The 14,473-nt window shown below is 67.6% G+C and carries 13 protein-coding genes; 8 read left to right on the forward strand and 5 right to left on the reverse strand.

The genetic code is table 11. The features are described 5' to 3' along the window. Window positions 1–85: 85 nt before the first annotated feature. Complete coding sequence (locus E1H18_RS04715) at window positions 86–736, forward strand: Crp/Fnr family transcriptional regulator (RefSeq protein ID WP_370526424.1); 651 nt, start codon at window positions 86–88, stop codon at window positions 734–736. A 6-nt stretch (window positions 737–742) separates the two neighbouring features. Here the strand turns inward: E1H18_RS04715 and E1H18_RS04720 are convergent, their stop codons facing one another. Together E1H18_RS04720 and E1H18_RS04725 are read right to left on the reverse strand one after the other, a co-directional pair. Continuing rightward, complete coding sequence (locus E1H18_RS04720; RefSeq protein WP_172264204.1) at window positions 743–2,545, reverse strand: IlvD/Edd family dehydratase; 1,803 nt, start codon at window positions 2,543–2,545, stop codon at window positions 743–745. 94 nt (window positions 2,546–2,639) lie between these two features. Further along, window positions 2,640–3,383 carry an FCD domain-containing protein gene (locus E1H18_RS04725; protein ID WP_172264206.1) on the reverse strand — a complete coding sequence of 248 codons (744 nt, stop codon included), beginning with the start codon at window positions 3,381–3,383 and terminating at the stop codon, window positions 2,640–2,642. A 202-nt stretch (window positions 3,384–3,585) separates the two neighbouring features. Here E1H18_RS04725 and araD1 point away from each other — a divergent pair, with 202 nt between their 5' ends. Genes araD1 through E1H18_RS04740 form a run of 3 tightly spaced genes read left to right on the forward strand, consistent with a single transcriptional unit; the run spans window position 3,586 to window position 6,681 of the window. Next, window positions 3,586–4,584 carry an AraD1 family protein gene (gene araD1, locus E1H18_RS04730; RefSeq protein ID WP_172264208.1) on the forward strand — a complete coding sequence of 333 codons (999 nt, stop codon included), beginning with the start codon at window positions 3,586–3,588 and terminating at the stop codon, window positions 4,582–4,584. Next, entirely contained in the window at window positions 4,581–5,507 is a 927-nt protein-coding gene (locus tag E1H18_RS04735; RefSeq protein ID WP_172264210.1) for a Gfo/Idh/MocA family oxidoreductase, read from the forward strand. Before araD1 ends, E1H18_RS04735 begins: the two co-directional genes overlap by 4 nt. 37 nt (window positions 5,508–5,544) lie before the next feature. Then, on the forward strand, window positions 5,545–6,681 hold the full coding sequence (locus tag E1H18_RS04740; RefSeq protein ID WP_172264212.1) for an aldose epimerase family protein: 1,137 nt from the start codon (window positions 5,545–5,547) through the stop codon (window positions 6,679–6,681). A 3-nt stretch (window positions 6,682–6,684) separates the two neighbouring features. Here the strand turns inward: E1H18_RS04740 and E1H18_RS04745 are convergent, their stop codons facing one another. The 3 genes from E1H18_RS04745 to E1H18_RS04755 form a co-directional block, all read right to left on the reverse strand. Next, the gene (locus tag E1H18_RS04745; protein ID WP_172264214.1) at window positions 6,685–7,101 is read right to left on the reverse strand and encodes a MerC domain-containing protein; all 417 of its coding nucleotides are present in this window, start codon (window positions 7,099–7,101) and stop codon (window positions 6,685–6,687) included. A gap of 60 nt (window positions 7,102–7,161) precedes the next feature. After that, entirely contained in the window at window positions 7,162–9,138 is a 1,977-nt protein-coding gene (locus E1H18_RS04750) for a TonB-dependent receptor plug domain-containing protein (RefSeq protein WP_172264216.1), read from the reverse strand. Between the two features lie 94 nt (window positions 9,139–9,232). Then, complete coding sequence (locus E1H18_RS04755) at window positions 9,233–9,961, reverse strand: FadR/GntR family transcriptional regulator (RefSeq protein WP_172264218.1); 729 nt, start codon at window positions 9,959–9,961, stop codon at window positions 9,233–9,235. A gap of 197 nt (window positions 9,962–10,158) precedes the next feature. Here E1H18_RS04755 and E1H18_RS04760 point away from each other — a divergent pair, with 197 nt between their 5' ends. The 4 genes from E1H18_RS04760 to E1H18_RS04775 are packed head-to-tail and all read left to right on the forward strand — an operon-like array spanning window position 10,159 to window position 14,394. After that, window positions 10,159–11,316, forward strand: a complete 1,158-nt coding sequence (locus E1H18_RS04760; protein ID WP_172264220.1) for a mandelate racemase/muconate lactonizing enzyme family protein — start codon at window positions 10,159–10,161, stop codon at window positions 11,314–11,316. Window positions 11,317–11,351: 35 nt separating this feature from the next. Beyond that, window positions 11,352–12,278, forward strand: a complete 927-nt coding sequence (locus E1H18_RS04765) for an aldo/keto reductase (RefSeq protein WP_172264222.1) — start codon at window positions 11,352–11,354, stop codon at window positions 12,276–12,278. Further along, window positions 12,275–13,138: an amidohydrolase gene (locus tag E1H18_RS04770; RefSeq protein WP_172264224.1), complete on the forward strand. Its 864-nt coding sequence runs from the start codon at window positions 12,275–12,277 to the stop codon at window positions 13,136–13,138. Before E1H18_RS04765 ends, E1H18_RS04770 begins: the two co-directional genes overlap by 4 nt. Continuing rightward, on the forward strand, window positions 13,135–14,394 hold the full coding sequence (locus E1H18_RS04775) for an MFS transporter (protein WP_172264226.1): 1,260 nt from the start codon (window positions 13,135–13,137) through the stop codon (window positions 14,392–14,394). Before E1H18_RS04770 ends, E1H18_RS04775 begins: the two co-directional genes overlap by 4 nt. The last annotated feature ends 79 nt before the right edge of the window (window positions 14,395–14,473 follow it).

A 14,473-nucleotide genomic window follows, 5' to 3' on the forward strand; every position in this document is an offset into this window, starting at 1 on the left:
TTCCCTCATCGCTCCCTCAACCATGAGCCATATGCCAACAGACGCCGCCGCCAAAGACTTTCGCGCCAACAAACTCTTTCGCCACATGACTGGGCAGGAAGTCGAGGCGCTGTCGTCATCGATCGAGATCCTGCGCTACGGCAAGGGCGAGATGATCCTGCAGCGGCACGATCAGGATGGCGGAATCTACCTCTTGCTGGAGGGCGTGCTGCTGGCCAACCAGTACGCCAAGTCGGGACGTGAGGTCGGTTATCGTCGGATCTCGCCGGGCGGCTATTTCGGAGAAATCGCGGCGATCGACGGCCAGCCGCGTTCGGCCAACATCGTCGCAGTCGAGGACGTGCGGATCGCCCGCCTGCCGCAGGGCCTGGTCCGCCGCCTGTTCGAGATGTCGCCGAACTTCATGCGGGCGATGCTTGAGGACATGGCGGGCCTGACGCGGTCGCTGACCGATCGTTTGTTCGAGCTGACCGCCGTCTCGGTCGCCTGCCGGGTCGACATCGAACTTCTGCGCATGGCTACCGCGGCCGGCGGGGACGGCCTGACGGCCGTAATCACCCCCTGCCCCACCCATGCCGAACTGGCCGCCCTGCTGGGCAGTCAGCGCGAGCCGGTGACCCGAGAGCTGAACCGTCTGGCCGGCCTGAACATCGTCCGCCAGACCGGCCGCACCTTGCATGTGCTGGACGTGCCGGCCCTGGCCGCCGAGATCGAACGGATCGGCGGCGAGGTCTAGCCAGCCTCAGTGGTTGTCGCGCGGCAAGCCCTTGGTCTGGGCGATGCGCTGGTACTTCACGGCCGGCTCCAGCACGGCGCCGGTCTCCATTTGCCCCACGACGGCGCGCTGCATCTCTTGCCAGGGCGTCTGGCTTTCCGGATAGGCAAAGCCGCCGGCCGCCTCCAGCGCTTTGCGCCGCTCGACGGATTCCGAGGCCGAGATCAGCACGTCGACCCTTGACTTGCGCAGGTCGAAGCGAACCCGATCGCCGCTTTTCAGCAACGCCAGACCGCCGCCCGCCGCCGCTTCTGGCGAGGCGTTGAGGATCGAGGGCGAACCCGAGGTGCCCGACTGGCGGCCGTCGCCGATGCACGGCAGCTGGGTCACGCCCTGGCGGATCAGATAGTCCGGCGCGCGCATGTTCACCACCTCGGCCGCGCCCGGATAGCCGACCGGGCCAGCGCCGCGCATGAACAGGATCGAGTTGGCGGTGATCCCCACCGACGGATCGTCGATCCGGTGGTGATAGTCCTCGGGGCCATCGAACACGATCGCGTCCCCCTCGAAGGCGTCGGGGTCGTCTGCGTTGGACAGATAGCGGTCGCGGAATTCCTGGCTGATCACGCTGGTCTTCATGATCGCCGAGTTGAACAGGTTGCCACGCATGACCACGAAGCCGGCCCGCTCGACCAGCGGCCGCGAGAACGGGCGGATCACGTCCTCGTCCTCGATCTGCGCGCCGCGATACTGCTCGCCGATGGTCTGGCCCGAGACGCAAGCCGCGCCCTCGCGGATCAGGCCCTGCTCGATCAGTTGGCCAAACACCGCCGGCACACCGCCGGCCCGGTAGTAGTCCTCGCCCAGATATTCCCCGGCGGGCTGCAGGTTGACCAGCAGCGGCACCTCCTCGCCGGTCTGCTGCCAGTCGTCGATACTGAGCTCGACGCCGACATGGCGCGCCAGGGCGTTCAGGTGGATCGGAGCGTTGGTCGAGCCGCCGATCGCCGAGTTGACCACGACGGCGTTCAGGAACGAGTCGCGCGTCAGGATGTCGGAGGGCTTGAGGTCCTCATGCACCATGTCGACGATGCGCAGGCCGGTGCGATAGGCGTTCTCCTGGCGGTCGCGGTACGGCGCCGGGATCGCCGCCGAGCCGGGCAGCGACATCCCCAGGGCCTCGGTCAGCGAATTCATGGTCGTGGCCGTGCCCATCGTGTTGCAGTAGCCCGTCGAGGGCGCTGAACTTGCCACCAGCTTGATGAAACCGGCCTTGTCGATCTCGCCGGCCGCCAGCAGCTCGCGGGCCTTCCAGACGATGGTGCCCGAACCGGTGCGCTGGCCCTTGTGCCAGCCATTCAGCATCGGACCGACAGACAGCGCGATGGCCGGGATGTTCACCGTCGCCGCCGCCATCAGGCAGGCCGGCGTGGTCTTGTCGCAGCCGATGGTCAGCACCACGCCGTCCAGCGGATAGCCGTACAGCAGCTCAACCAGGCCCAGATACGAGAGATTACGGTCAAGGCCCGCCGTCGGCCGCTTGCCGGTCTCCTGGATCGGGTGAACCGGGAATTCAAGCACGATGCCGCCGGCGCTGCGGATGCCTTCACGGACGCGCTCGGCCAGCACCAGGTGATGGCGGTTGCAGGGCGACAGGTCCGAGCCGGTCTGGGCGATGCCGATGATAGGCCGACCCGACTGAAGTTCCTCCAGCGTCAGGCCGAAGTTCAGATAGCGCTCGAGATACAGCGCCGTCATGTCGATGTTGTCAGGGTTGTCGAACCAGGCGCGCGAGCGAAGGGCGCGAGGCGGAACGGGGGCGGCGCTCATGGCGATCCTCGGGAAGGAGCAGTGCGCGCGAACAGGCTCGGATGCGGCGTCTCGTCCGCAGCCCGGCCCGCCGCGTCGTCAGTCATTTGTCTGACTATACCCGGTCTTCCGGAGCGTCAATCGACGCGCGGGTGTCCTCCAGCGCCAGGGTCACCAACCGCTCCATCGCCTCGCGGGCCTGATCAGGCCGCCCGGCGGCGATGGCGTCGAAGACCTTCCAGTGATCGGGCATCGGATCGCGGGCCAGCTCGCTGTGGCGTTGTTTGAAGATGGTCGTCCAGCGCACTGCGGCCCCGATGCTGCTGCTCAGCGTGAACAGCGGGGCGTTGCTAGTCGCTTCCAGCACGGTGTCGTGGAAGTCACGGTCGGCGGCGCGGCCAGCCTCGCTGGCCAGCGTCGCATGCTGCATGACCACCAACGCAGCCCGCATCCGTTCCAGCTGGGCGTCGTCGCGGCGCTGGGCCGCCAAGGCGGCGGCGGCCGGCTCGACGATCATCCGCAACTCGTAGAGCTCGCGCAGGAAATCCTCGCTGGGCTCTGATTCGAAGAACCAGGCCAAGACGTCGGGATCCAGCAGTTGCCAGCGGTTCCGGGCGCTGACGCGGGTGCCGGTCTTGGGGCGGCTCTCGACCAGCCCCTTGGCGGCCAAAATGCGGATAGCCTCGCGATAGACGCTGCGCGAGACCTGCAGCTGCTCGCTGGCGTCGATCTCGTTGGTCAGCACGTCGCCAGGCTGATGCTGGCCCGAAACGATGGCCACCCCCAACTTGCGCGCGATGGAACCGTGGATGCGCCTCGAGGCGGCCCCGCCGCCGTCCGCTTCCTTGGCCTTCGACACGCGCTGCTCGCTCCACCCACGACACTGATCCGCCGGACCCTAGCGAGATCAATTGTCGGAGAACAGGCAAATTCACGTCACATCGCAAACCCATGATGCAGAAAAGAATTCCTGCCGCGTCGCTAAGCTTGACCAAGCCCGCCATTTGACAGGACGCCTCGGCGCGATATTTGTCGGACTATTCTAGGGTAGGAGATCTGCCATGGCGTTTTGTTTCGTGCAGTTGACCGAAGGCGGGTCGCGACGGCTGGCGGCAGTCGATGACCAGGGCCGCGCCCGCGTCGTGCAGACAGCGGACACGCTCTACGCGCTGGCTCAGGCGGCGATCGCCGACGGCGTCACGCTCGCCCAGGCCGCCACGCTGGGCGACGAAATCGACATCGCCGCCGCTCTGGCCGACGGCCGCGTGCTTGCTCCGATCGACCATCCCGATCCCGCCCACCTGCAGATGACCGGCACGGGCCTGACCCACCTCGGCTCGGCCGAGGGCCGGGACAAGATGCACAAGGCCGCTCTCGCCCAGAAGGACGGGGCCGGAGAGCAACTGACCGACTCCATGCGGATGTTCCTGATGGGCGTCGAAGGCGGCAAGCCCGCCGCCGGCCAGGAAGGCGTGCAGCCCGAATGGTTCTACAAGGGCGACGGCAGCCAGTTGGTCGCGCCCGGCCAGCCCCTCGCCTCGCCCAGCTTCGCCAAGGACGGCGGCGAGGAGCCCGAAATCGCTGGCGTCTACGTCATCGGCCCCGACGGGACACCGCACCGCCTGGGCTTCTGCCTGGGCAACGAGTTCTCCGACCACGTGATCGAGCGCGGCAACTATCTGTGGCTGGCCCACTCCAAGCTTCGCCAGGCGGCCCTCGGTCCGGAACTGCTGGCCGGTCCGCTGCCCGACGACGTACGCGGGACCAGCCGCATCGTCCGCGACGGTCAGACGGTCTGGGAAAAGCCGTTTCTGTCTGGCGAGGCGAACATGTCCCACACCATCGCCAACCTCGAGCGACATCACTTCAAGTACGACCTGTTTCGCCGCCCCGGCGACGTTCACGTCCACTTCTTCGGCACCGCCACGCTTTCCTTTTCCGAGGGCTTCCAGACCCAGGTCGGCGACGTGTTCGAGATCGAGGCCGCGCCGTTCAGCTATCCCGTCAGCAATCCGCTGACTCAGGCGCAGGAACGACCGGTGACGGTGAAGTCGCTGTGACGCCCATCCGTCTCGCTCTGGTCGGGCTGGGCAAGATCGCCCGCGATCAGCACCTGCCAGCAATCGCTGGCGACAAGCGCTTTACCTTGGCCGCCGTGGTCAGCCGCTCGTCGGGCGTCGACGGCGCGCCGCATTTCGCGACCCTGGCCGAATTGCTGGCCAGCGACGTAACGGTCGACGCTGTCGCGCTGTGCACCCCGCCCCAGCCGCGCCACGCCCTGGCCCATCAAGCTCTGGCCGCCGGCAAGCACGTGATGCTGGAAAAGCCGCCCGGCGCGACGCTCAGCGAGGTCGAGGACCTGCGCCAGGTCGCCGCCGCGCGCAGCCTGACCCTACAGACCACCTGGCATTCACGCTGCGCCGCCGGCGTGCAGCCCGCCCGTCAATGGCTGGCCGATCGCGCCGTCAAGGCCGTGCGGATCTGCTGGAAAGAGGACGTTCGCGTCTGGCATCCGGGGCAGACCTGGATCTGGGAGGCTGGCGGCTTGGGCGTGTTCGATCCCGGGATCAACGCCCTGTCGATCGTCACGGCCATCCTGCCGCGTCCGTTCTTCCTGGCGCGCGGCGTGCTGCACACGCCCAGCAACCTGCAGGCCCCGGTCCAAGCCGAACTGGACTTCACCGACGCCGCCGGCGCCCCGATCCGCGCCGAGTTCGACTTCCTGCAGACGGGCCCGCAGAGCTGGGACATCGAGGTCGACACCGACGACGGCGCACTGAAACTGACCCATGGCGGCGCCAGGCTCTGGATCAACGACCACCTGGTCTATGAGGGTCCGGACCGCGAGTATCCGGGGCTCTACACCGAGTTCGCCCGTCTGATCGCCGACGGCTCCAGCGACGTGGATGTCAGCCCTCTGCGCCACGTTGCGGACGCCTTCCTGCTCAGCGAGCGGGTCTCCGCACCGCCGTTCATCGAATAGCGCCGCCGCACCAGACAAGAAAAACGGGAGAGGAAACATGAAACTGCGAACCCTGGCCCTGGGCGGCGCGCTCGTCGTGGCGGCGACCTCGACCCACGCCGCCGAACTGGCGCGAAAGCCCTTCGGCAAGCTTCCCTCCGGCGAGGCCGTCGAAGCCTTCACCCTGACCAACGGCAAGGGCGTCAGCGCCACTGTGATCACCTACGGGGCGACCCTGCAGGCCTTGGTCGCGCCGGGCCGTGACGGCAAGAGCGCAGACATCGCCCTGGGCTTCGCCGACGCCGAGACCTACGCCAAGACCGCCAGCTATTTCGGGGCCACGGTCGGCCGCGTCGCCAACCGCATCGGCAAGGGCCGCTTCACGCTGGACGGCAAGACCTACCAGCTGGCGCTAAACAACAATGGCGTGGCGGCCCTGCACGGCGGCGCGAAGGGCTTCGACAAGGTCGTCTGGAAGGTGCTGGACACCAAGAGCGGTCCGGTCGCCTCGGTCACCCTGGGCTATGTCAGCCCTGATGGCGACGAGGGCTATCCCGGAACCCTGACCACGACGGCGACCTATGCTCTGGACGAGCAGAACCAGCTGACGGTCACCTACGGCGCCACGACCGACAAGCCGACCATCGTCAACATCAGCAACCACGCCCTCTTCAACATGGCCGGCGAAGGGGCCGCGGAAGGAGCAATGGGCAACGTCCTGACCATTCCCGCCGATGGCTATTCGCCAGTCGACGCCGAGCTGATCCCGACCGGAGAGACGACACCGGTGGCCGGCACAGCTTTCGACTTCCGCAAGCCAACGATGGTCGGAACGCGCATCCGGGACGGCCGCGATCCGCAGATGGTCATCGGCCGCGGCTACGACCACAACTACGCCCTGAACGGCAAGTCCGGCGGCGCGATACGTCTGGCCGCGCGCCTCTCCGATCCGAAGAGCGGCCGCGTGCTGGAGATTCTGTCGGCCGAGCCCGGCCTGCAGTTCTACGCCGGCAACTTCATCGATGGCACGTGGACGGGCAAGAGCGGCAAGATCTATCGTCAGGGCGACGGCATCGCTCTGGAGCCGCAGCACTTCCCCGACACCCCCAACAAGCCGCAGTTCGCCCCGGTGCGCCTGGATCCGGGCCAGACCTACCGGAACGTCATGGTCTTCCGCCTGTCGGTCGAGAAGTAGGCTCTAAGCCGCGTGCGAGCGGGCGTGGCGTCGCCGCCAGTTGGCGATATGCGCGCCCGCCAGCAGCAGGCCGCCCAACAGGGTCAGCGGCCGCTCCCAGTCATGATTGGGAAATTCCAGCGCGCCGGCCAGCATCAGGCCGAGGCCGAAGGCGGCCACGCCCAGCATCGGCCATGAGTGCGCACGGCCCGAACGCAGATCGATGAACGCCATGGCCGCGATCGGCACGGCGACCAGCAGTAGGGCGACATGAATCCATTCCGCGTCCGCCCAGGCGCTTAGAGCTGGCAAGGCCAACGCCAGGACCGGCAGGGCCAGGCAGTGGGCCAGACATAAGGCGGAGAGACCGACGGCGGAGGCGTCCAGGGCGGTCGCGGCTGGGTTCGATTGACGATCCGACGCTCGGAAAAATGACGGCACGACGCCTCCAGACGCTACAACGAGCGCCTTATGTTATGTTGTAACATAACGATTGCAAGGTCAGCGGCGTAAAGAAAATCCGATCTGCACCGTGCGCGGCGCGGCGTAGCTGGTGATCCCGTCCGCCGTCTGCCCCACCGCCAGGTCGACGTTGAGGGCGTTCTCGGCCAGCACGAAGACCTCACTGGCCGGGGTTAGCGCCCAGCCGGCCCTCAGATCCAGGCTGGCGCCGGCCTTCAGGCTGCGCAGGTTCAGGTCGTCCTCGAAGCGACGGCTCTCGTACCGTAGGTCGGCGTCTAGCGTCAGGCGGTCGATGGGGCGCAACATCGTTCCAGCCGTCACCGTCAAGGCCGGCGCCTGGGCGGGGCGCTTGCCGGTCAGCTGGCCGGCCTCGTCGCCGCCATTGACGCGGGCTCGCGTTGCCGAGAACGCCGCCCGCACCGTCCAGTTGGACGTCAGGTCGGCGGCGACGTCGCCTTCCAGGCCATAGGCCTTGATCGCTCCGACATTGCGCCGCTGGCGCAGCACGCCGCCGGCCGGGATGAAGCCCGCCACCGGGAAGGTTCCCGGCCCGATGCCAAGGGTGACGTTGGTGATCGGATCCTCGATCCGGTTGTGGAAGGCGCTCAGGTTCCATCGCACCGCCCCCTCGCCCGCCAGGCCGGCTTCGAGGCCGTACAGGGTTTCAGGCTTGAGAGCAGCGTTGGCCTCAGTGACATCGTTGCCGACCCGGAAAGGGCGATGCAGCTCGTTCAGCGTCGGCGGCCGGAACCCGGCGTAGGCCGCCGTCCGCCACCAGGTGTCGCCGACCAGCCGCTTGCGCAGGCCGATCCGCGCCGTCGGGGTCGCTCCCGAGGCCCCCTCAGGCGGCGCGTCCAGGGTCGAGACGCCGGTCTGCAGATCGCGTTCGCGCCGGAGGCCGTCGTAGGAACGCCAACCGTCCAAACGCGCCCCGCCCGCGATCGAGAAGTCCGCGCTGGCATAGGCCGCTTCGGCATAGATGCCGCCAACCAGCGTGCGACCGCCCGCCTCGCGGCTGCGCGTGAAGGCGCCGGACTGATAACGGAAGCGCTCCCGCACACGACCCTCGGCGGCCCGTACATCGGCGCCGAGCTCCCACATCACCGGACCGTACTGACCTTGCCAGGCCGCATTGAGACCGTAGCCGAGCGCCGGGGTCGAATATTGGTCGTTGGCGGGCGTCGTCTCGACGCGTCCAGCGGCGACCGCGGCCGAGGTGTTCTCCAGATCGCTCTTGCGCGCCCAGGCCTGCAGTCGCCAGGTCTCACCGGCCAGGGTCAGGGCCCACGAGCCGCCGGTGGCGTTCGAGCGCGCGCCGACCAGGCCCGCGTCGCGCTTTTCCTGGAACGCGCCAACCCGCATGGCCCATTTTATCCCGCCAATATCGCCCTGTACGCGGGCGGCGATGGCGGCGTCCTCCAGCGTCGTGGACGTGTCGGCCGCGCCGGCCTGGCCGTTGCGCACCGGGTAGTAGCCATCCGTGCGCGAACCGCTGGCGGTCAGCAGTAGATGCTCGGTCCCGAAGGCCGCCGCTCCGCGCCAGCTATCGCGCTGGCCGCCCTGCAGCGTTAGGCCGGACAGCCCGCCGCCGGTCGAACGTTCACGCAAAGCGACCACGCCGGTCAGCGCGCCTGCGCCGTAGGCTCCGGCCCCAGCGCCCCGGACGATCGTCGCTCCCGACAAGCTCTCGGCCGGAAGCGCGCTCCAGATCACCCAACCGCCGAAGGGGTCGTTCTGCGGCGCCCCGTCCAAGGTTACCAAGGCCCTACCCGCACCCGAAGGTGCAATTCCGCGCAATGACAAGCCCTGAATGGTTGGATTTGCAGCATCGCTGCCCGTGCGTCGGAACAGTGAGACGCCCGGTGTCGCGCCTAGCGCCTGATCAAGACGCGGCGAAGCGGACAAGGCTCTGGAGTCGTATCGCGCGGTCGAAAAGGCGTCCTGCCCCAGCAACGGCGGCAAGGCCGGCGCCTCGACGATGACGGCGGAGACCGGCGGCGGGGCGTCAAGCAGCACGGGGCAAGCCTCTTACAGGGTGGAGCGAAACCACAACGCGCATAGAGCCATGCGGCGCCAGGACCCAACCCATATTGTCCAGCTGACCCGTGGCTTAGCTCGTGGGCCGGCGTTTGCGCCAAGACGTCTCGATATGCTCGCGCATGGCCTTGGCGGCGCTGTCGGCGTCGCCGGCGACGATGGCCTTATAGACCCGCTTGTGCGCCTCATGGGTGGCCTGCACATGCTCGACGTTCAGCCGACCGCTGTAGCCGTAGGTCTTCACGGCCTTGCTCTGGATGCTGTCGATGATCGCCTTGCTGAGACGATCGCCTGACAGGCGCATGATGATGTCGTGGAAATTCACATCCTCATGCACATAGCCGGCAGGCGTGGAGATCAGTCCCTCCAGCTTTTCCATCTGCCGGCCCAGTTGTGCAGCGGCCTCGGGCGTGATGTTGCGTGCGGCCTTGGCGGCCATGCTGGCTTCCAGCGAGGCGCGGATCTCCGACAGATTGTCCAGATAGCTGAGGCCGTCCTCGCGCCGGAACAGGGCGCTGAGAATCATCGGGTCCAGCAGGTTCCAGGACGACGGGTCCTGGATGATGGTGCCGCGCCCCTGCTGCGAGACGACCAGACCCTTCTCGGTCAGGGCGGTCGTGGCCTCGCGCACCACGGTGCGGCTGACCTGGTAGATGTCGCACAGCACGTTTTCAGGCGGCAGGGCCGAGCCGGACGGATAGATCTCGGTGACGATCGCGTTGACCAGATCCTCGACCACGGCCGCCGCCAGACGGGGGCGACGCGCGGCTCTCGCGCCCGGGGCGCTCGTCGAAACGGTCATTTCAGTTGCTCGATCTCGTTGAACGAACGTTCTATCCGACGCTCGCATCGTATCACAATACGAGATTCGAACGGCGGCAGGTCAGGCGCAAATCCCTCGCCGCCCTTCCAGTGGAAGGCTTGCCAACGGAAAATTCGTCATACATATTACCTGAGACAAGGGGCGCAGGTCCCACATCATGAGTAAAAGACCGACCCATGCGGATTACCGGCTATCGTAGCCTGACCACCGTCCACGATTGGGGCCGCCCAGTGGGCGACGTCAACGGCGTGGTCGAAGCCGGCGTCACCGAGGTGCCGATCCTGCTGCTGGAGACCGACGGCGGCTTGACCGGCGTCGGCCTGGGCCAGCACGCCGACATCGCCCGCGTCTTCCCCGCCGTAGAGGGTGAGGATCCCCGCGCCGTCTCGGCCCTGTACGACCGCATGCTGTCCTACGTCTTCAAGAGCGGCCACGCCGGCGCGACCTATGGCGCGATCGCCGCCGTGGACATGGCGCTGTGGGACCTGAAGGCCAAGATGGCCGGCGAGCCACTGTGGCGCACCCTGGGCGCCCGCGACCGCTTCGTGCCCGGCTACGCCTCGGGCCTGTGCTACGGCCTTACCGACGAGGCCTTCGAGGCCCATTACAAGCAATGGGCCGAGCGCGGCTTCACCGCCGCCAAGATCAAGGGCGGCCGCGACGTCGAGCGCGACATCCACCGTCTGGAGATCGCCGCCGAGGTCCTCCGCCGCAACACCGACCGTCCGGGCCTGATGCTGGACGTCAACGAGTGTTGGAGCCGCAAGCAGGCCGTGCGCCTGACCAGCGAGGTCGAGGCCCGCATCGACCTCACCTGGATCGAGGAGCCGTTGCGCCGCTGGGACGCCGAGGGCCACGCCATCGTCAGCCGCGCGATCAAGGCCGCCGTGGCCACCGGCGAGAACCTGACGGGCGTCGACCAGTTCACGCCGCTGTTCGAGGCCAAGGCCGTCGATGTCGTCCAGACCGGCAGCGTCTGGGGGATCACCCACTTCAATCGCGTCGCCATGGCGGCTCACGCCCATAACCTGCCCGTCTCGCCGGTCGGCTACGATTGCAATCCGGTCGCCCACGCGGCCGCGGCCGTGCCCAACATGGTCGGCATCGAGATCCAGGACTTCAACTTCCCTCTAGGCCTCTCGGTCGACCAGCAGATCATGGACGGCGGCCTGGTGCTGGGCGACCGTCCTGGCCTTGGCATCGAGGTCGACGAAGCGGCGATAACCGCCAACCGACTCAGCGGAACATGGTCCAAGTCCGGAGGGCCCCACGTTCGGCCCAGGCGGGCGGGGTTGGGGCTGGTTCCCAACGGCCGCGCCGCCGCCGAACGATAAGACGTCCGCCAGGACGCGATGAGGAAACGACCAGGATGAGCCGTAAGATTTCGCCCTTAGCCTTGGGCGGCGCCTCGCTGGGCGGGGTTTATCACCCCGTGCCGCAGGCCCAGGCCGACGCCGTGGTGGCCGCGGCCCTGGACGCCGGAGTCAACCTGATCGATGTCGCCCCCTACTACGGTCTGACCAAGGCCGAGACGGCGCTGGGCGTCGCTCTGCGCGGCGTTCCGCGGGACGCCTATGGGCTGATGACCAAGATCGGTCGCTATGGCGACAAGGCCTGGGACTTCTCGCGCGAGGCCACCCTGCGCAGCCTGGACGACAGCCGCGCTCGCCTTGGCGTCGAGTTCATCGACGTCCTGCAATGCCACGACATCGAACACGGCGACCGTCGCCAGCTGGTCGACGAGGCCCTGCCGACCCTGCGCGCGCTGAAGGCGCAAGGCGCGATCGGCCAGGTCGGCATCACCGGCTACGACCTGGCTCTGCTGGAAGAGATCGCAGTCGCCGAGCAGGTCGACACCGTGATGGCCTACTGCACCTACACCTTGCAGGATCAGCGCCTGGGCGAGGTCGCGCAGCGGCTGGCGGCGCACGGGATCACCGTCTTCAACGCCTCGCCGCTGGGCATGGGCCTGCTGACCGCCGGCGGGCCGCCGGACTGGCATCCCGGGCACGAGAGCGTCCATGCCGCCGCCGCCGAGGCCGCGCGCCGCTGCACGGAGCTGGGCGCGGACCTCTCGTTCGTGGCCCTGCAGTTCGCGCTGCAAACGGCGGACGAAGCCGGCATCGCCTCGACCGTGATCGGCATGTCCAAGCCCGAGAACCTGCGGCAGAACCTGAAAGCGCTGACAACGCCGATCGACCCGGCCGTGCTCGCGGTCGTCCAGGCGGCGCTGGCGCCGGTCCGCGACCTGGGCTGGGACGTCCTGCCCGGCAACGGCGGCAAGGCCGGCGCATGATCGACGCCCACCTGCATCTCTGGGATCCCGAACGGCTCGACTACGACTGGCTGCAATATGTCCCGAGCATCGCCGACCGGCATGGCCCGGAGGCTTGGGCCAAGCAGGCGACCAGCGTGCGCCAGGCCGTGTTCGTGCAGGCCGATTGCACGCCGGACCAGGCGCTGGACGAAGTCGACTGGGTCGCCAGCCTTTCCCATCCCGATCTCGACATCCTCGGCATCGTCGCCTTTGCCCCGCTGGAAGTGGGCGAGGCCGTCGGCGCCGATCTCGACCGGCTCAAGACCCGCCCGCTCGTGCGCGGCGTGCGCCGTTCAGTGCAGAACGAGCCTGACGCCTTCATCACCGATCCCCGCCATCTCGACGGCCTCGTCGCCGTGGCCGAACGCGGCCTGACGATCGACATCTGCGCCCGCGACCACCAGCTGCCGCTGGTCATCGCCACGCTGCGTGACCTGTTCGAGCGCGCGCCGGACGCCCGTGTGGCGCTGGACCACCTGGGCAAGCCCGACATCGCCGCCCACGCAGGCAGCATCCGCGGCGCCGACTGGGACGTGAACCTGAAGATCCTCGTCGGACTGCCCAACGTCTTCGCCAAGCTGTCGGGCCTGACGACCCAGGACCACTGGACCGAGGGCCAGGACGCGACACTGCTTCCGTATATCGACCACGCCCTCGCCTGCTTCGGCCCCGAGCGGCTGATGTTCGGCGGCGACTGGCCGGTCGTCGAGCTGGCCGGCGGCTACGACCGCTGGCGGCGGATCTTCGACGCGATCTCGCTGTCGGCCGCCGATCGCCACCAGGTCGAGACGAAGACCGCGACCACCTTCTACGCCCTGACACCTGGGACGCCCGCATGACCATGGACACCACCCTCCCCGTCGGCGGCGCGGAGAACGCGCGGCGCGTGCGTCTGCAGCTGTCGCTGGCGATCAACTTCTTCCTGCTGATGGCGCTCTACAGCGGCGTGCTGGGCGTGCTGTTGCCCAACCAGATCGCCGCGCTCAATCCGGCCCAGAAGGCCAACAACCTGGCCCTGATGTTCGCGATCACCTCGGTGTTCTCGACCCTGACGACACCGATCGCCGGCGCCTTGTCGGACCGTACCCGCACCCGCTGGGGCCGCCGCTCGCCCTGGATCGCCATCGCCTCGCTGATCGGCTCGCTGTGTCTGTTCGGCGTGTCGTGGCAGACCAGCTTCTGGTCGCTGATGGTGCTGTGGGTGATGGCCACCGTCGCCTTCAATTCCATGCAGCCGGCCATGACCACGGTGATCGCCGACCGCTTCCCGCCCGAGACGCGCGGGGTGGTCTCCGGCGTGGTGGGCGCGGGCATGACCGCCGGCCTGACCGCCGGCACCGTCGTCGCCGGCTATCTGGCCGGGGCACGGGTGCTGGCCTACAGCCTGTTCGCCGTCGCCATCGCTGTCTCGTGCCTGGCCTTCGTGCTGATCAATCGCGAACCGTCCAGCGCCGACGCCCCCGCCCGGTCGTTCTCGTGGAAGGGCTTCTTCTCCAGCTTCTGGATCAGCCCCAAGGACCATCCGGACTTCGCCTGGGCCTTCGCCGGACGCTTCGCCGTCTATATGGGCTATCAGGCCGTGGCGGCCTATCTGCTGTACATCCTGCGCGACTATATCGGCCTGTCGGACGCCAACTCGAACCTGGCCATCGCCAACATGGCGATCCTGACGCTGGTGTGCCTGATCGTCTCGTCCTTGGCCTCGGGCTTCTTGTCCGACCGTTTGCAGCGCCGCAAGCCGTTCGTGATCGCGTCCAGCCTGATCATGGGCTGCGCCATGGTCGCCCCGCTGGTGATGCCGAACATGACCGGCATGTGGATCTATGCCGGCGTGATCGGCGTCGGCTACGGCATGTTCATGTCGATCGACATGGCCCTGATGACCCAGGTGCTGCCCCAGACCACGGCCGGCGACGAGGGAAAGGACCTTGGCGTGCTGACCACGGCGGTGAACATCCCGCAGATCATCAGCCCGGTCATGGCCGCGGTGCTGCTGAACGTCTTCGACGGCAACTACGCCGCCATCTTCATCGCCGCGATCATTTTCGTGTTCAGCTCGGCCCTCTGCGTGGCCCCGATCCGTGCGGTTCGATGAACGCTAATTCATATTACGTATTATGATAATTTGACAGACAACTGAACTCATCATACAAGTTCAGGATAAGGCCGGAATA

Origin of the sequence: Caulobacter sp. RHG1, from assembly GCF_013181195.1 — a bacterium.
Taxonomy (GTDB): Bacteria; Pseudomonadota; Alphaproteobacteria; order Caulobacterales; family Caulobacteraceae; genus Caulobacter.

Bases quoted from the DNA above. Each gene is read 5' to 3' on its own strand.
- E1H18_RS04715 (WP_370526424.1), top strand. From the start codon at position 86: ATGACTGGGCAGGAAGTCGAGGCGCTGTCGTCATCGATCGAGATCCTG.
- E1H18_RS04720 (WP_172264204.1), bottom strand. From the start codon at position 2,545: ATGAGCGCCGCCCCCGTTCCGCCTCGCGCCCTTCGCTCGCGCGCCTGG.
- araD1 (WP_172264208.1), top strand. From the start codon at position 3,586: ATGGCGTTTTGTTTCGTGCAGTTGACCGAAGGCGGGTCGCGACGGCTG.
- E1H18_RS04740 (WP_172264212.1), top strand. From the start codon at position 5,545: ATGAAACTGCGAACCCTGGCCCTGGGCGGCGCGCTCGTCGTGGCGGCG.
- E1H18_RS04755 (WP_172264218.1), bottom strand. From the start codon at position 9,961: ATGACCGTTTCGACGAGCGCCCCGGGCGCGAGAGCCGCGCGTCGCCCC.
- E1H18_RS04760 (WP_172264220.1), top strand. From the start codon at position 10,159: ATGCGGATTACCGGCTATCGTAGCCTGACCACCGTCCACGATTGGGGC.
- E1H18_RS04765 (WP_172264222.1), top strand. From the start codon at position 11,352: ATGAGCCGTAAGATTTCGCCCTTAGCCTTGGGCGGCGCCTCGCTGGGC.
- E1H18_RS04770 (WP_172264224.1), top strand. From the start codon at position 12,275: ATGATCGACGCCCACCTGCATCTCTGGGATCCCGAACGGCTCGACTAC.
- E1H18_RS04775 (WP_172264226.1), top strand. From the start codon at position 13,135: ATGACCATGGACACCACCCTCCCCGTCGGCGGCGCGGAGAACGCGCGG.